The 17,301-nt window shown below is 61.0% G+C and carries 15 protein-coding genes; 3 read left to right on the forward strand and 12 right to left on the reverse strand.

The annotated features are described in order from the left end of the window. The first annotated feature begins 10 nt into the window (after positions 1 to 10). Entirely contained in the window at positions 11 to 4,048 is a 4,038-nt protein-coding gene (locus AAF358_08985; GenBank protein ID MEM7705672.1) for a hypothetical protein, read from the forward strand. Between the two features lie 225 nt (positions 4,049 to 4,273). Beyond that, positions 4,274 to 4,669 (forward strand): hypothetical protein, encoded by a 396-nt coding sequence (locus AAF358_08990; protein ID MEM7705673.1) that lies wholly within the window; start codon positions 4,274 to 4,276, stop codon positions 4,667 to 4,669. Between the two features lie 94 nt (positions 4,670 to 4,763). On the opposite strand, the gene AAF358_08995 is transcribed toward AAF358_08990, so the two are convergent. The 4 genes from AAF358_08995 to AAF358_09010 form a co-directional block, all read right to left on the reverse strand. After that, a complete protein-coding gene (locus AAF358_08995) occupies positions 4,764 to 6,044 on the reverse strand; it encodes a TRAP transporter large permease subunit (protein ID MEM7705674.1) in 1,281 nt (426 codons plus the stop codon). Then, a complete protein-coding gene (locus AAF358_09000; GenBank protein MEM7705675.1) occupies positions 6,041 to 6,571 on the reverse strand; it encodes a TRAP transporter small permease in 531 nt (176 codons plus the stop codon). Before AAF358_09000 ends, AAF358_08995 begins: the two co-directional genes overlap by 4 nt. Before the next feature lie 89 nt (positions 6,572 to 6,660). After that, positions 6,661 to 7,692, reverse strand: a complete 1,032-nt coding sequence (gene dctP, locus AAF358_09005; GenBank protein MEM7705676.1) for a TRAP transporter substrate-binding protein DctP — start codon at positions 7,690 to 7,692, stop codon at positions 6,661 to 6,663. Continuing rightward, entirely contained in the window at positions 7,692 to 8,549 is an 858-nt protein-coding gene (locus AAF358_09010) for a TRAP transporter TatT component family protein (protein MEM7705677.1), read from the reverse strand. The genes dctP and AAF358_09010 overlap by 1 nt, the downstream gene beginning before the upstream one ends. Before the next feature lie 228 nt (positions 8,550 to 8,777). On the opposite strand from AAF358_09010, the gene AAF358_09015 reads away from it, so the two are divergent. Further along, positions 8,778 to 9,149 carry a hypothetical protein gene (locus AAF358_09015; GenBank protein MEM7705678.1) on the forward strand — a complete coding sequence of 124 codons (372 nt, stop codon included), beginning with the start codon at positions 8,778 to 8,780 and terminating at the stop codon, positions 9,147 to 9,149. Positions 9,150 to 9,197: 48 nt separating this feature from the next. On the opposite strand, the gene der is transcribed toward AAF358_09015, so the two are convergent. The 8 genes from der to ndk all read right to left on the reverse strand — a co-directional run bounded on the left by der (position 9,198) and on the right by ndk (position 17,238). After that, entirely contained in the window at positions 9,198 to 10,616 is a 1,419-nt protein-coding gene (gene der / locus AAF358_09020; protein MEM7705679.1) for a ribosome biogenesis GTPase Der, read from the reverse strand. Positions 10,617 to 10,629: 13 nt separating this feature from the next. Further along, positions 10,630 to 11,802, reverse strand: coding sequence for an outer membrane protein assembly factor BamB (bamB, locus tag AAF358_09025; GenBank protein ID MEM7705680.1), 1,173 nt, complete (start codon positions 11,800 to 11,802; stop codon positions 10,630 to 10,632). Beyond that, positions 11,799 to 12,467 carry a tetratricopeptide repeat protein gene (locus AAF358_09030; protein MEM7705681.1) on the reverse strand — a complete coding sequence of 223 codons (669 nt, stop codon included), beginning with the start codon at positions 12,465 to 12,467 and terminating at the stop codon, positions 11,799 to 11,801. The genes bamB and AAF358_09030 overlap by 4 nt, the downstream gene beginning before the upstream one ends. A gap of 146 nt (positions 12,468 to 12,613) precedes the next feature. After that, positions 12,614 to 13,897, reverse strand: a complete 1,284-nt coding sequence (hisS, locus tag AAF358_09035) for a histidine--tRNA ligase (protein ID MEM7705682.1) — start codon at positions 13,895 to 13,897, stop codon at positions 12,614 to 12,616. 69 nt (positions 13,898 to 13,966) lie between these two features. After that, positions 13,967 to 14,845, reverse strand: a complete 879-nt coding sequence (locus tag AAF358_09040) for a RodZ domain-containing protein (GenBank protein MEM7705683.1) — start codon at positions 14,843 to 14,845, stop codon at positions 13,967 to 13,969. Continuing rightward, positions 14,826 to 15,620, reverse strand: coding sequence for a type IV pilus biogenesis/stability protein PilW (gene pilW, locus AAF358_09045; protein ID MEM7705684.1), 795 nt, complete (start codon positions 15,618 to 15,620; stop codon positions 14,826 to 14,828). Before pilW ends, AAF358_09040 begins: the two co-directional genes overlap by 20 nt. Beyond that, complete coding sequence (rlmN, locus tag AAF358_09050) at positions 15,617 to 16,825, reverse strand: 23S rRNA (adenine(2503)-C(2))-methyltransferase RlmN (protein MEM7705685.1); 1,209 nt, start codon at positions 16,823 to 16,825, stop codon at positions 15,617 to 15,619. The genes pilW and rlmN overlap by 4 nt, the downstream gene beginning before the upstream one ends. After that, positions 16,825 to 17,238 carry a nucleoside-diphosphate kinase gene (ndk, locus tag AAF358_09055; GenBank protein MEM7705686.1) on the reverse strand — a complete coding sequence of 138 codons (414 nt, stop codon included), beginning with the start codon at positions 17,236 to 17,238 and terminating at the stop codon, positions 16,825 to 16,827. The genes rlmN and ndk overlap by 1 nt, the downstream gene beginning before the upstream one ends. Between the last annotated feature and the right edge of the window lie 63 nt (positions 17,239 to 17,301).

Genomic DNA, 17,301 nt, shown 5'->3' on the forward strand with positions numbered 1-17,301 from the left:
GAGGAAACCTATGAAATACCGTCATCCCCTCGCCCTTGCCGCGCTGCTGCTTCTGAGCTCCGGCGCCTTTGCCGCCGAAGGCGAAAAAGCCCGCGAAGTTCATAACGAGCGCGCACCGGCAGCCCCGGCTTTTCAAACCTGGGAACAAGCAGACGCCAAGAGCGCAGGCTGCGTCAGCTGTCACCTTCAAACCGACCGCAAGACCATGCACGCCTCGGAAGCGGTCGTGCTCGGCTGCACCGACTGTCACGGTGGTGACGCCAGCGTCGTCTGGAGTGGCCAGCCGGAAGAGCCGCTGTACTACGAGCCGATACATCGACACGAAACCGGCTATCCGGATGAGCATCATGGTGATGATCACGGCGGTGACCACAGCGGCGATCACGGCGGAGACCATGGTTCGGACCACGGCGGCGCCAAGGAAAGCCACGGCGGTGGCCATAGCGGCAGCTGGAAGCTCGGCAAGATGGGTTATGCCCACGACCGTCCGGTTTACGGCGAGCGCTATCAGTCGTACATCGATCGGTCGCACGTCCAGCCCAAATACCCGGACACCTTTGCCTACCCTTCCAGCACCAATCCGCGGTCGGCTTATGCGGTATTCAACAAAGAAGATCCCGAGTTTGTACGCTTCGTGAACCCGGGCGATCTGCGGATCGCTCGCGACGCCTGCGGCGCCTGCCACCTGCCGATCATTCAGGCGTCCGAGCGCAGCATCATGGCCACCGGCGCTATGCTGTACGGCGGCGCGTCTTATAACAACGGTATTCTGCCTTTCAAGCGGTACATCTTGGGTGAGAGTTTCACCCGTGACGGTAAGCCGGCGCTGATCAAGAACCCTGTCGAAGTGGACGAAAAGATGATGGCGCGCGGGATCCTGCCGACGTTGGCGCCTCTGCCGACGTGGCAGACGACCCCCATGGCCGACGTCTTCCGCGTCTTTGAGCGCGGCGGCCGGAACATCGTCAACCTGTTTCCGGAAACCGGGCTTCCCAACGCGCTCGGTCAGCTCCAGCGGCTGGAAGAACCGGGTCGGCCGGACTTCCGCCAGTCCAACCGCGGACCTGCTACCGGTAACCGTGTCGCGATCCCGGTACTTAACATCCATAAGACCCGCCTGAACGATCCCAACCTCTGGTTTATGGGCACCAACGACAATCCGGGCGATTTCCGCCATTCCGGCTGCAGTTCCTGTCACGTGGTGTACGCCAACGACCGGGAATGGAAGAGCTCCGGCATGTATGCCGAGTTTGGCCACCGTGGCCTGACACAAACGGTGGATCCGACAATTCCGAAAGACATCCCGGGTCACCCGCTGAAACATGAGTTCACCCGGGCTATTCCCACCAGCCAGTGCATGAACTGCCACATGCACCAGCCGAACATGTTCCTCAACACGTATCTGGGCAACACGATGTGGGACTACGAGTCCGACGCACCGTTCATGTGGCCCGAGGAGCAGCAGGATCATCCGCACCACATTAAGCGGACGCTCCTCGACCGCAACCCCGAGGAAGCGGTGATTCGAGGCAAATGGGCCGACATCGAGTTCCTGGAGCAGGTGTCGGAGATGAATCCCGATCTCAATGACACCCAGTTTGCCGACTACCACGGCCACGGATGGAACTTCCGCGGCATCTTCAAGCGCGACCGCGAGGGGAACCTGCTCGACGCAGAGGGTGCGCAGGTTGCCAACGACGATCCGAAGAAGTGGGATAAGGCGGTACACATGTCGTCCATCCACGCGGACGTTGGCATGCACTGCGTCGATTGCCACTTCGATCAGGACGGCCACAGCAACGGCCACATCGTTGGCGAGGTGATGGCGGGCGTCGAGATCAAGTGCATTGATTGTCACGGCACGCCCGATGAGTACGCCACGCTGCTAACCAGTGGCGCCATGGCCCCACCGGCTGGCAACAACCTGGCGCTTAAGCGCAACCCGGACGGCAAGCGCCGATTCGAGTGGCGGGGCGGCAAGCTGATCCAGCGCTCGCTGGTGAATCCTGGCCTTGAGTGGGAGGTGAACCAGCTCAAGGACAGCTCGACCCCGGGCCATCCCGAGTACAACGTGAAGTCTGCCCGGGCCAAGCTCATGTCCAAAGACACAGCCAGCATGGACTGGGGCCAGCACGTAGAGGAAGACGAGCGTGCTCACGGCTATGACAACATGTTGTGCTACACCTGCCACACGTCCTGGACCACCAGCTGCGGCGGCTGTCACCTGCCGATCCAGGCAAACTGGAAAGCCAAAGAGCATCATTTTGAAGGTGAGTTCAGCCGAAGCTACGCCACCTACAACCCGCAGGTGGCGCGCGATCAGATCTTCATGCTGGGCCGCCATGGCGAAATCAAGCACAACAAGATCGCCCCTGTCCGTTCGACCTCTGCCCTGATATTGTCATCGCGGAACGCGAACCGGGAGCTCATCTACATTCAGCAGCCTCCGATCGCCGCTTCGGGCTACAGCTCCCAGGCCATGGCGCCGCACTTCCCGCACACCACGCGCCTGACCGAAACCAAAACCTGCACCGATTGTCACCTGTCGAAGGAGAACGACAACAACGCGATCATGGCGCAGCTGCTGATGCACGGCACCAAGTTCATCGACCTGATGGGTTACAACGCCTGGCTGGGCACCGAGGGCCAGGTGGCCGCCGTTCGCGTGACCGAATGGGACGAGCCGCAGGCGGTGATCGGCAGCTACCTGCATCAATACGCCTATCCGAAGTGGTACGCCGAGCACGAGGACAACGGCCGAGAGCTCAAAGAGGCTTACAAGCACCGTTCTGGCCCGGTCGGTTGTATCCAGCTGCGGGGTGAGTACGTCTTCGTCTCCGAGGGCCCCAAAGGCACCCGCGTGTATGACGCCGCGTCCATTGCCAACAAAGGCATATCGCAGCGGCTCATCACGGCGCCGTTCTCTCCCCTGGGTCACAACACGCGGATCAAGAGCGAAAACGCCACGTGCGTGAAGATGGCGACCACCCAGCCGGTTCATCCAGCCCGCAACAGCGGCGAGCTGATGCGCGAAATCAACAAAGAACAACCCTTCCACCCGATTTACAACTACATGTTTATCACCGACTCGGTGGAAGGTTTGATTCTGAGTGACATCAACACGCTGCACGACCTGGAGCCACGAAACAACTTCCTGGAGCGCGCGCTGACCTGGAATCCGGGCGGCTTGCTCAACGGCGCTAAGCACATCTATATGGCCGGCTATTGGGTCTACATCACAGCGGACGCTGGCATTGTCGTGCTGAACCTCGATGACCCGATGAACCCGGAACACGTGACGACCATCGAGATCCCGGGCGTACGGTCAACGCACCTGCAGTTCCGTTATCTGTACGCCACCGCGGATGACGGTCTGCACGTCATCGACGTGACCCAACCCACCCGACCTGTCTGGCTCAAGGAAGCCCGGATACCGCTACGCGATGCCCATCACATGCATATCGCCAGAACGTACGCCTACGTGGCGGCCGGCAGCGAGGGATTGGCCATTGTGGATATTACTCAGGCTGATAAACCCCGGCTGCACGAGATGTACACCGCCAACGGCCAACTTAATGATGCCCGTGATGTTGTGGTGGCCACGACCAATGCGTCGCTCTATGCGTACGTAGCGGACGGTCGCAACGGCCTGAAAGTGGTTCACCTGACGGCACCCGACCGGCAGCCTAACTTCTACGGCTTCAGTCCGGAGCCCAAGCCAAACCTGATTGCCTGGCACCCGACGAAGCATCCGGCGACGGCGCTTTCACGCGCGCTGGAGCGCGATCGGGGCGTCGATGAGACCGGTGGACAGGTAGCGGTATTCGGCCGACTGGGCTCCCGCCCGTTCAACATGGAGGAGCAGCGGAAGCTCTACCTCGATCGGGACGGTAATCCGTGGTTTGTGACCGACGAGGCTGACGAACCGCAGCGCATGAGTGTGGCGCCCGACGCGAAGTCCGACGAAGACCGGACTCAACCCAATACGGCGGCCCACAACAGCAGCCGCAGTGTCGGGCCGGTCGGCGCTGGCGCACCCAACCGGTAATACGGCTGATCTTACGCTGGCTCACAGGCCCTAACTTGGCAGCCTGTGAGTCAGCGGCCTTCCCTTTCGTCGGCGACCATTCTTAGCAGCCGACTCGTCGGCCCTCTGTGCTAGGTCTTAGGCGGCGGAAAACCTCTCACAAACCGCATTTTTCATCACATCCTCCCTGTCTATTCGCCCCCAGATTCGTAAAATGGCCCTAAATGCCACCGATCGGAGCGCCTGATGTTGCACAAATTTTTGAAAAACGCCGCGAAAGTGGCGAACACCGGACTGCTGACCGCATTGCTGACAGCCAGCCTGACTGCCTGCAAGACCGTACCTGTTGACACCAACAAGGGTGAGCTGCTCACGTCGCCCGGCGTCCAGCGGTACTTCTCGGAGAACGAAAACATCGGGGAAATTGTGGTCAATGACGAAAGCGATATTCGCTGCGAGCGCCAGCGTAAGACCGGCACGCACATGATCGTCCGGGTATGCCGCACCAAGCTCGAGTGGAAGCAGCTGGCAGACCAGACCCGATATCAACAGGAGCGGCGTCTGATCGGTGGCGCCTGCGGTGATACCCGCGCAGCCGGCTTGAACCGCTGCAGCGAGGGTCGTCCGCTAGGCGGAGGTTGACCAAGCCCCGAGGCGACCAGCCGTCGCACCAATTCATGAAGGCCGCCGCAGGGCGGCCTTTTTTATGGACGACGTCGACGAACGGCAACCGTGCCTAGCGGTCGAGCAGCCAGAGTGACAGAGGGCTGTAGAGCCCGATCAGCAGCACGCAGCCCAGCAGCAGGAAGAAAAACGGCAGCGTAGCCCGGTACAGGGTCATCACCGGTTTGTTAAACCGGAAGCTCGCGATAAACAGGTTCATGCCAACCGGCGGTGTGAAGTAGCCAATCTGCATGGCGGCCAGGAACAAGATGCCCAGATGAACCGGATCAACCCCATAGCCGACCCCAATCGGAAGAATGATCGGGATCATAATCACGATGGCGGAAAAAACGTCCAGCAGCATACCCAGCAGCAATAGAAAGCCGATCAGCAGGAGCAGAAAGCTCGTCCGGCTGCTGATCCGTTCGTTGATCCAATCAAACAGGGCTGTCGGCAGCTCAGCATCGATGACGTAATTGGTCGAAGCCAGCGAGACGCCGAGGATGACCAGGATGGCGCCGACAAGCACCATAGAGTCGCGCGCAATACCAATCGTTTGGCTGACGCTGATCTCACGCCGAATCAACACCTGCACAAGCAGCACGTAGATGGCGGTCACGGCGGCCGCTTCGCTGACGACCAGCAGACCTGAGTAGATGCCGCCGAGCACAATCACCGGCAGCGGCAGCTCGAGCCAAGATTCGCGCAGTGCAGCCAGCGCCGGCGCCAGCTCAAAGGGTTGCCGCGTCTGCGCCCGCAGCGCGCCCTGACGGGCGCTCCAGATGGATAAAACCAGGATCATCAGCAGGCCGGGCGTGATGCCCGCGATGAAGAGATCATCAATGCTGACCGGAGCGCCGACACCAATCTGCTGGGCCACAACGCCATAGAGGATCAGCGGTACCGAGGGAGCAAACAGCAGACCGAGGCTGCCGGAACTGGTAATGAGGCCTAGATTGAACCGCTCCGGATAACCCGCCTGCATCAGCGCCGGCGCCAAGATGGCGCCGAGCGCCACAATCGTGACGCCCGAGGCGCCGGTAAACGCCGTAAACAAGGCGCAGGTCACCAGCGAAACAATGGGCAAGCCGCCCGGCAGCCAGCCGATCCAGGTTTGGGTCAGGCGCACCAGGCGCTGCGGCGCCTCACTCTCGCTGAGCAGATAGCCGGCGAAGGTGAACAGCGGAATGGCCACCAGGATCGGCATCTCGGCCATCCGAAAAATCTCGATAGTGACAATCTGCAGATCGATATCGGCCTGCCAGAACCCCAGCAGTGCGCCGCCCGCAATGATGACAAACAGCGGCGTACCCAGTAGGGCCAGCAGCAGGAACAGGCCAGAGAGCCAGCTCATTCAGGCAACTCCCGGGGCACGCCGTCTGAGGCGCCTGGCGGCTGAAGGTTGGGCTTTGACTGGCCTTTGCCCGCCGCCTCAATCACGCTGGCGATAAGGTAAATGACCGCCATAAGGCCAAAAGCAAGTGGGATAATGCTTTGCTGGAGCCAAACCGGCAGGCCAAGGACACCAGTATCGCCAAACTCCGCCTCCAGCAGCACCATCCGAGTGCCGTGCCAGCAGATCAGCGCGCAGACGGCGGCCGCGGTCAGCTGGGTGATCGTATTGATCAATCGGCGGAGCACCGGCGGAACCGCGTGGCCAAGCAGGTCGATCTGAATATTTTTGCCCCGACGTGCCGCCGCCACCGCACCGAGCAACCCGAGCCAGAGAACCGCGAGCCTCAGCAGCGGGTCGATCCACACCAGGCCCTCGTCGAACCCGTTTCGAAGGACAATCTGTAGGCCGGAGAGTCCGACAAGCCCGAACAGCAGCACTGCGAGTAGCGCTGCCTCCAGGTGATCAATCAGACGGGAAATTTTCATCGCCGCACGATACCGGCAGGATGGGTCACGTTCAATGCTGGTTTGAGGTTCAGGGCCGGGCGGTGACGACCGGCCCCCGGCTCGGGGTGTTAGCGGGCCGCCGCTCGAACCTCAGCGAGGGTCTGCATCATGGCTTCGAGGTGCTCGAGGTCAAACTTCGCCTCCTGCTTGAGCCGCTCGATCAAACGCTCTCCGAGTCCCAGCCACTGCTCGCGCTGGGCGTCGTTGAGGCTGACCAGCTCGATGCCCTGGTTTACGAGTGCGTCCCGCGCCCCCACGACGTCCTGGAGGTTGGTGGCTTCAATACGGCTGAAGGCCAAACCCATCGCGTCGCGAACCACCTGCTGATCGGCTTCCGTCAGGCGCTGAAATTTGCGCTGATCCAGGGTCATGACGCCGAGCACGTAGGCAACAGGAAAATCGGTCATATACTTCATCTTGGTGTGCCACTGGAACGCGATGGCACCCGCGGTGGTGTTGACCACCGTGTCGAGTGCTCCAGTCTGCAGCGCGGTGTAAACATCCGACAGGCTGAGCGGAACCGGCGATACCCCGGCCATGCGGAACGCCAGATCGGAAACCGCATCTCCCTCAGGCGTCCAGACCTTGGCGCTGGTCAGGTCGCTGGCCTCCCGCACGGGACTGTTGCTGAACAGGTTCACAAAACCGCCGCCGGAGATACCCACGACCGTCAGTCCCGCATCGGCGAGTCCGGCGGTCACGAGAGGGTCAAGGGTTTTCCGGACGGACACCGCCTCCTCGGCTGAATCAAACAGGAACGGAATGCCGTAGAGCAGCAGGTCCGGATCGCGCCCGGCAAGTTCGCTGGCCGTAAAGGCGCCGCCGTGAAGCTGACCTACCCGCATCTTTCGCAGCACGGTATCGCTGCTGCCCATGACGCCGCCCGGGTAGTACTTAAAGAGCACCCGCCCCTCGGTTTGGTCCTTGATGCGTTGCGCCGCGTCGCGCAATTCCTGCATCCAGGCGGTGCCTTCCGGGGCTACGGTAGCAATCTTCAGGGTGACCGCCGTAGCGCCGCCGCTCGCCATAAGGATCGTCAGGAGCAGTCCCAAGTAGCCGAGACGACGCAAGGTTGAGTTTTTGAAGTGAAAGAGTGTCATTAGAAATAGTCCGCGCTTTGTTCCAGCAGCAGCTTGGCTTGTTGCTGCGCCAGAGTGTTGATCAGGGTCAGGCCAGGTTCGTTAACGTCAGCCTCGAGTACCTCGGAAAGCAGCTCGTCGTGCAGCGGCTGATCGAAAACCAGCCGGGCGTACTCGGAGGCAAACAAAACGTGCACCATCAGGTTTCGTCGGTCCGACAGTTCCAGGGCCTGTTGAAAATTGGCCCGAGCGTTGTCAGGCTTGCCACCATAAGCCGGAGGCAGCTGGCTGGTCACGACCCCCAGATAGAGGTATGGCCAGCCTTGGCGAAACGAGGGCGAGATTTCGGTGACGCGGCGCATCACCGCTTCAACCTTGGGAATCTCCGCGATGGCGTTCCAATCCGCGCTGTTAATCTGTATCCAGGTCGCCCACGCGGCACCAAAACCATAAAGCGCCTCAACGTCCGCCTCGTCTGACTCAGCGGCGAGGACCGCTTCGAACGTCTCAAAAGGCTCATCCATTGCGTCGCACAGCTGCTCGTTTCGCACGCAAAGTGCGCGGTGCGCGTACTGTCGCGCCCGATCAGACAAGCGCTGGGCACGCAGGGGATCGTCAACGAATGCCCCGGCATACGACCCGTAGAGATCCGCTCCCGCCAGCAGCAGCGCCTCGTTGTCTGGATTGTCCGCGATAAAGCCGTCGACGAGCAGCAGATACGCAGGGGCCCCATCCCGCACCGTCGCCAGGTCGTTCTGATTCAGAATGCCCGCTGACAGAGACCCCGCAAAGGAATCGGTCGCCCGGCTGATGATCTGGGAGCAGCCGCTCAGGGTCGCCAGAGACAGGAGCAGGAAGGCAAACCGGTTAGATGTCACAAAAAGGCCTAAAAATTATTTATTTTCAATGGGTTGCTGTAATAATTTAACGTTTCTTCTCCGTTCCCGGAGCATCGATGACAGCTCGATTCACCGCCTCAGTTATATTGACCGTTTTTCGGTGAAAAAAATCACAAAATTATTGCCGAACTGAGCGGTTGTCGTCTCGTTTGGCGAACCACGGTGGCACCTTTTATACTAGAGGCGGATTTTTCGGCAGAAACTATCATGATGAGAAACCTGTTTGTCTTCCCCCTGCTGGCCGCACCGCTGCTCGCTACCGCGCTGACCGCCAGCGCTGAAACCTGCGAAAAGCCTTATAAAGTCGACATCCCGGATGGTGCCAAAGCCAGCAAGGACGTTTTGATCGAAACCCAAAAGAAGGTTAAGGCCTATATGGCGGAGGGTGATGCCTATCTGGCCTGTCTCGAAAACGAGGAGAAAAACATGGCCACGGCGGTCATGAGCGAAGAGGCCATCGAAGAGGAACGCGCTTTGCGTACCCGTCGCCACAATGCCATGGTTGACGAAATGCATCTTGTTGGAGAAGCGTTCAACAACGAAGTTAGGGCCTATAAAGCGGCTAACGCCGACTCTTGATTCCTCGAAATGAGCCGTCATCGACGGCTCGTCAGGCCCGTCAGTGCCTCAGCGGCGCTTTTTCCGCCCCGTAAACTTCTTCAGGCGCTTTCGCTTGGCAAGCTGTCGCGCGGTGAGGACGTTTCGCCGACCTTCATACGGGTTTTTGCCCTTCCGAAACTGCAGCCAGACCGGCACGCCCGTCAGCTTTAGCGCCTTTCGATAAGTATTCGACAGGTAGCGCTGGTAGGCGTCCGGCAGGTCTTCCAGGCGGCTGCCGTGAATTACAATCCGCAGCGGATTGTGGCCGCCGAGGTGAGCGTAGCGCAGCTTCGGCGTATGGCCCCGGACCAGCGGCGGGCTGTGTCCAGCGACCGCGCGCTCCAGGATATCGCTCAGTTCTCGTGTGCTCGGCCGCCTGAGCGTAGACGCATGTGTCTTTCTGATCGCCTGCTGTAGTTCACCCAGACCACTGCCGTGCAGCGCCGAAATGGTGACGCGGACGGCAAACGGCACAAACGAGAGCTTTCGCTCAAGCTCGGCCTTGACGACACGCCGCCGCTCGGCTTCCAGCCCGTCCCACTTGTTAACAACCACCAGCAGGGCCTTGCCCGCCGACAGCACGGCTCCCAGGATGGTGGTGTCCTGGTCGACCAGTCCCTCCGATGCGTCGATCACCACCAGCGCCAGCTCACACTGCTCTATCGCCTGTAGCGCTTTGATCACGCTGAATTTTTCGATAGCCTCGGAGACCCTTGAACGACGTCGAACGCCGGCGGTGTCGATCAATGCATAGGGCTCGCCGTCGATCTCCCAGGGGACGGCAATCGAGTCACGAGTGGTCCCCGGCTGATCATACGCCAGCAGGCGCTCCTCGCCGATAAGCCGATTGATGAGCGTTGATTTGCCGACGTTTGGGCGGCCGACCACGGCGATTTTGGGCCCGGGCGGAAACAGCTGATCGCGCTGCCCGTCTTGCGCGCCCTCCCCCACGGTAACCTCGTGAAGCTCCTCCAGCACCGCTGCGACACGCGACAGACCCCGACGATGTGCTGCGGAGATTACGCAAGTGTGGGAAAAGCCGAGCTCAGAAAACTCAGCGTTGATGGTGGCCTCATTCAAACCGTCAGACTTGTTCACGACGAGCACCACCGGCTTTCCGGTGGCGCGCAGCTGCTTCGCAAACAGCTGATCATCCGGTGTCAAACCGTCGCGTGCGTCCACCATAAACAGCAAGAGGTCTGATTCGGCGATGGCCGCTCGTGCCTGCTCAACGGTCAGCGCGTCGATACCGGCGGCTTGGTCGGTCAGCCCGCCCGTGTCCACCAGGATGAGCGAGTGGTGTTCCAGCTGCGCCAGCCCATAGCGCCGGTCGCGAGTGAGCCCGGCATAGTCAGCCACCAGCGCCTCTCGGCTCCGTGTCAGAGCGTTGAACAGGGTGGACTTGCCGACATTGGGTCGACCGCAAAGGGCGACAACGGGCAACATCAGCGGGCGGGCGTCAGGGGACCTGGTAGGCCGACAGGCGACCGCCGCGGCCATACACCAGTAGGCGGTTCGACGCCGTGATCATATAGCCGGCAACGCCATCGGAGTCGTGACGAAGACGGGCCACAAAGCTGCCGTCGTCGGTAGAAAGAAAGTGGAGATAGCCCTCAAAATCAGAGACCACCACCGCATCGGAAAACAGCGTGGGGGAGCCAATCAGCCGCCGAACCAGCGCGTCCTGCTTCCACAGCGTGCCGCCCGAAAGCCGCTCAAGTGCCCAGAGGGCGTCGTCAGCATCGCTGACTGCAATCAGGTTCCGATCGGCGGTCAACCCTTCATAAGCAGAAAACTCTCGCGCCCACAGCAGGCGGCCAGAATCCGCGGCAAACGCTCTCAGACGCCCCTGAAACCCCACCGCGTAGAGGTCGCCGGCGACGAGTGCCAGGTGACCGTCGACGTCCGAAAGGCGCTCCAGGACATTTCTGCCGCTGGGGGGTGAGACGGGCTCCTGCCAGACCAGGGATCCGTCGCTCGACCGCAGGGCGACGAGGTTTCCGTTGTCCAAACCGATGTAGATAAAGCCTGCGCGGGCCAGCGGGTCGCCATTGCCATGCAGCGTCAGCGTTGGCACGGCGCTGTCAAAGACCCATTGACGTCGCCCGTCTGAGGCGTTCAGCCCATAGACGCGGCTGTCTTCCGATCTCACGATGACCATACCGCGATGCACGACCGGTGCCGCAAGGATGTCGGAGGTGGCGTTGCTGCGCCACAGTTCGCTGCCGTCCTCGGCAGATAAAGCGACAATCTGGCCGTCCAGCCCGCCAACGGCAACGACGTCGTCTTCAACCCCCGGCCCGCCGGTGATCGTGAAATCCAGGCGTGTTTCCCAAAGCGTATCACCCGCTTCAAGACCGATACTTTTGACCACACCGTTGCTGGACGCGGCATAGACTTTAAAGTCGGCCACCACCGGGGACAGACGGAACCCGCTTTCTGGCACCCCTTTGCCCACCTGGGTTGACCAGGATCGTTCAACCTGCATCGTGGTATCAAAGTCCACGAGCGGTGCGGGGCCGAGCTCTTCCTCGTCACCGAACCACGAGCACGCGGGAAGCCAGGCAACGCAGCTTAAGAGCAGCAGCATTCGAAGCACGCTGAATTCCCCAGCGCGAAGGCTCGAAATCATGTGGCGTCCTCGACCGCCTCAGCTGCGTCAGCTGCCGCCTCTGGGGGCGCCAGGTCGTCCAGCTTCATTTGCAGCATTGACCGATCGCGTCCGGCCAGATTGTCCAGCGCCGTCTGATAAGCCTCACGCGCGCCGCTCTGGTCGCCCTGGGCCAGCAAAATGTCTCCGCGAATCTCCGATGCGAGCCCTCGATGCTCATCGCGATCATGACGGTTGACTGCCGCCAGGGCCTCCGGCAGCTGTCCGGTCTGTACCAGCACGCGAGCCTTCCGCAGGCCTGCAACCGGTTTGAGCGCCTCTGGCGCCCCAGACTGCTCGGCAAACTCCAGCAGCGACACGGCCTCAGTAAAGTTGCGTTCTTCGACGGCTTTGCCCGCCAGCGAAAAGGCCGCCAACGTGGCGTAGGCGGCGTTGTTGTTGGATGAGGTGAACTGATCCAGCACCTCTCTCGTCGCCTCAACATCTCCCTCGAGATCGGTCAGGAGCTGCTGATAAGCGTTGGCCGCCTGTTCACGTCCTGCAAGCTCGTTGGCCTGCCAAAAACGCCAGCCGTAAAGACCACCGATACCGAGCGCGATGCCAAAAAAGATGGACAGACCGTTGGTCTTAAGCCATTGCTTGACCGCTTCGCCCTGCTCGTGGTCGTCGTAATATTCGTTTCTCACCGCCGTATCGGCTCCGTTGTTTTGCTTATGTGGTGCGCGTAACCCGCCATTTTTTCAACCCCAGAGACATTTTTCAATGGTCCAGGGCGTTCCACCATGGCAATAAAAGGGGTTGTTGTCCCGCGATCGTGAGGCCGACTCGCGATTCAGGGGGTTGAACCGCTCATGGCCAGGTGGTTTTTCAAGGCTTCTGGAAGGTCGGAAAAACCGACCACCGTCGCTTCGCCTGCCTGCCGAAGGGGCTTAATTTGGACCGTCTGTGCTTCAAGCTCACTTTCCCCAAGGACCAGAGCGAGTTCGGCACCGCTTTTGTCTGCACGCTTAAACTGCGCCCGGAAACTGCCGCTGCCCAGATTTTGTACTAGCCTCAGGCCGGGCACTTCGTCCCGGAGTCGCTCAGCCAGCGTCATGGCAACCGGCCACGCGCGATCGCCGACTGCAACAAAAAAAACGTGGGGAGCGGTGGGCTCGAGCTCGCCTCCCTGCTCCTGCAGCAGCGCAACGACCCGATCGACGCCAAGGGAAAAGCCGATGCCTGGCGTTGCGGGCCCACCGAGAGTTTCTACCAATCCGTCGTAACGCCCCCCGGCGCAGATCGTGCCCTGGCTCCCTAGCTCCGTCGTTTTGAACTCAAAAACGCTGCGGCTGTAGTAGTCGAGTCCACGGACCAGGCGAGGATTGACCTCAAAGCTGACGCCAGCTCGTTCCAACATGGACTTGAGTTCCGAAAAATGCTGGCCGGATTCCTCGTCGAGGTGCTCGAGCAGACTGGGAGCGCCGGCAATCAGCTCGGCCATGGCGGCGTTTTTGCTGTCGAGGATCCGCAGCGGATTGGTGTCAAGCCGACGGATACTGTCGTCGTCGAGGTCGGATCGCCGGGTCGTTAAGTAGTCCAGCAGAACTTCACGGTAACGTTGGCGCGAGTCGCGTGTTCCCAGCGAGTTAATTTCGAGCGTGACGCCGAGAATGCCAAGCTGTCGCCAAAGGCGGGCCAACATGATGATGAGTTCCGCATCAATATCCGGCCCCGGCAGGCCGAAGACCTCGGCACCGATCTGATAAAACTGGCGGTTTCGACCACGCTGTACGTTCTCGCGACGGAACATCGGCCCGCCATACCACAGCTTGCTGCTGTGTCCCTGCAGCAGACCATTGCTAATCGCGGCACGTACGATCCCGGCGGTGCCCTCCGGTCGAAGGCTTAGCGCCTCATCGTTGCGATCAACGAAGCTGTACATCTCTTTGGACACAACATCGGTGGCCAAACCAATCGCCCGACTGAAAAGCTCCGTGCGCTCCAACAGCGGCAGGCGTAACTCGAGATACCCATAGCTCTCAAGCAGGCGGCTGGCGGCCGCCTCAACTCGCTGCCAGGTAGCGGTTTGGCCGGGCACCAGGTCATACATTCCCTTAACGCGTTTTATCGACATCGGGCTCCGTCATGCAGGGTGAAGCGGCGGCGTGGCGCGGCGCCGGTTAAGCGTGGGGCGTGGGGCCAATCAGTTCGCGGGCAGCGAAAATTCGGCGATTTCGCCGGTGCGGTGTGCATCGAGTGCGTAAACCGCGTCGTCAAGAAAAGCCGTGACGGCGTCCGCATTGCCCAGCCGCACGATCAGGCCTTGTTCGGTTTCAAACGACCGGCTGGAGCCCGCCGCCATCAGGCCAAACGCCAGGCGCTTGCCGCTGGCGTCGTTCACTTCAAGCCAGGCCTCTTCGCCAAAGTCCAGACGCAGCACCGGCAGCGGCTTCATCGGTGTCGGTGTCGTAATGGCGTTATCACGCAGCAATTCGGGCAGCGGCGCAATCGAGGCCAGCCGTGGCTCGATTCGAGTTTCCGCAGTCGTGGTTCCCGCGTCATCAGCAGAAACGCCGTCGGTCGCCGAAGCTTCGGGCGCGGTGCGGGCGGCGACTGTCGCCGGTGACGGCGCTCCGATCTCTCCCTTGAATGCGCCCATGATCAGCCAGGTTGCGGGTATGGCGAGGAGCGCGGTCGCCGCGACGTAGGCCAGCAGACGGTGAGAGTGCTGGAGCGCTGAAGGCTTGGGCGATACCAGGAACTCCGACCGCGCGGCTTCCTGCGCAGCTCGCTCCCGGGACGTGAAGTAGGCCTCCGCGATTGAGCAGTCTACCTCCAGTAGCCGCGAAAGCGCATCGAGGTAACCGCGAAGATACACCGGGGCGCCGAGCTGGTCCCAATGCCCGGTCTCGATACGCGACACCGTCGACGCCGTCAGGTTGATCTGCCGGGCGAGGTCGCGTTCCGACAGCCCGCGAGCATTACGGGCGTTTTGCAGCCGCTCGCCCAGTTCCGCTGCTGCCGCAGCCCCGTCGTCTAATTTTGAGGATTGCTGGTCAGAACTATCCGCAGTACTCATCATTCTGGTTCCCCTGCCCCAGTCGCTGTGCCTGGCTCGACTCCGGAAAATAGGATTTGAGCTGCCGGGCGCAGTCGCTGGCGGTCTTAGTATCACCCATACGGGTTTCGATAGCGTAGCAAAGCCAAAGGGATTCGGGGGAGTCGCCGCGTGCTGCCTGCAGCCGCTGCAAAAACGCCCGAGCTCTGAAGTCATCGCCGCGCTTACAAAGCGCGCGACTCAGCATATAAAGTGCGTCCGGATAGCGTTCGTTGGCTTCCAGCGCCTGACGGTAGCGATCTTCGGCGTCACCGAGCTTCCCTGACTGCTCCAGGCAGGTGCCGGCGTTAGTAAGTGCTACCTCGGGGTTCTGATAGAACGGTTGTTCGACGGCCCGTTCGAAGTACGGAATCGAATCCTGGTATCGCTCGACCTTACAAAGAAACTGACCGTAATTGTTGAGCACGTCCCCGTTTTCGGGCGCGAGCTTAACGGCCTGCCGATAATGCTTTTCCGCATCATCAAACCGGTTGATCCGCTCATAGATGACGCCGGCCACGGTGTGAGCGCCGGCCGACTGGGGATCCTGGACCAGCGCCCGCGCAATTTTTTCCAGGGCCAGCTCGGTATCACCTTTTTCGAGATAGCCGACGGCCAGCTGCGTGTTGGTCTGCGCCGCTTTAGCCGCAGCATCCGCCTGCTGTTGACGAGCGTTAACGGTATTGCCGGAGCTCGCGCAGCCTGACAGGAAAACGGAAAGCGCCAGCAGCGCAACTGTCCGTAAATTGATTCGAGTCATGTCGAAACCTCTAACGCTCGGCGGTTTGGTCCACCATCCGGGGTTGCTACGCCTTTGGCAAGTAGTCGCGTCTGGTGGCGTTCCTGCCTTCGGGTTCGGTCTTTCACCCGCCCGACAAGCTGTCCGCAGGCCGCATCGATATCGTCCCCGCGGGTGCGGCGCAGCGTCGCCACCACGCCGGCCTCCTGAATGATTTTCTGGAAGGTCGCAATACGCTGCGGCGTGGAGCGCTGATAATCGGTGCCGGGAAACGGGTTAAAGGGAATCAGGTTGAGCTTCGAGGGTACCTGGCGGAGCAGCCGGATCAGCGAACGTGCGTGCTCCGGATGGTCGTTGACGCCCTCGATCAGCGTGTATTCGAAGGTAATGCGGGCTCGCGCCTTGCCGGCGAGGTAGCGTCGACAGGCCGCGAGGAGCTCAGCAATCGGGTACTTTTTGTTCAGCGGCACCAGCTCGGTTCGCAGCGTGTTTTCAGCGCCATGAAGCGAGACCGCGAGGCTGACATCCGCCACCTCTTTGAGCTGGTCGATACCGGGAACCAGTCCAGCGGTGCTGACCGTTACCCGCCTCGCCGCAAAACCCAGGGCGAGGTCCTCCAGCAGGAGCCTGATGGCCGGGAACACGTTGTCTGGGTTGAGCAGCGGCTCCCCCATGCCCATGAATACCACGTTGGTGATTTTTCGGTCGGCGTTGCAGTGACCGAGCTCCCGGGCGGCCGTCAGCACCTGTCCAACAATTTCGCCCGTGCTGAGATTTCGGCTAAATCCCTGCGTGGCAGTGGAGCAGAACGTACAGTTCAGCATGCAGCCAACCTGTGAGCTGATGCACAGCGTGCCCCGGCTGGGTTCCGGTATGTAGACCACCTCCACCGCGTTCCCGCCGCTCAACGCAAGCAGCCACTTGCGGGTGCCGTCTTCGGAGGTTTGCTGAGTCATGATTTGCGGCAGCGCGATGGTGTAGCGGGCGGACAACTCGCTGCGCAGCTTCAGCGAGATATTCGACATCTCGCTGAAGTCGTGGACATGTTGGTGATATACCCACTTAAGGATTTGCCTCGCGCGAAACGGCTTCTCGCCGAGCGACGCGAGCTCCTGCTCCAACATCGGCAGGTCGAAGTCGAGCAGATTCTTTTTGGCTGGCGTCACCACGGAGCTCGCAGCGGACTCAGCCGCTGCCTCGCTCGACCGGGATTCCGCCGGGGGCATCAGCTGAGGCCCGGGAAGAAGAACTGAATTTCGGTGGCAGCCGTCTCCGGCGCGTCGGACCCATGAACCGCATTGGCGTCGATGCTGTCGGCGAAGTCCGCACGGATCGTCCCTGGCGCGGCCTCGGCCGGATTGGTGGCGCCCATTAACTCGCGGTTAACAGCGATGGCGTTGTCACCTTCCAGAACCTGGATCATGACCGGGCCGGAGCTCATAAAGCTCACCAGGTCAGCGTAGAACGGCCGCTCTTTGTGCACAGCGTAAAAACCGCCGGCCTCGTCTGACGTCAGGTGTTTCATCTCGGCCGCGACAATTTTCAGGCCGGCCGCCTCGAAGCGGCGATAGATTTCGCCAATGATGTTTTTGGCGACCGCGTCGGGCTTGATGATCGAAAGGGTGCGTTGAGTGCTCACCGGATCTCCTGTTGCTATTTTTTTGGCGCGGTTGGGGCGGATTCCACCCGAAAATCGGTGAGT

The sequence above is a fragment of the Pseudomonadota bacterium genome, assembly GCA_039033415.1.
Lineage (GTDB): Bacteria > Pseudomonadota > Gammaproteobacteria > Xanthomonadales > SZUA-38 > JANQOZ01.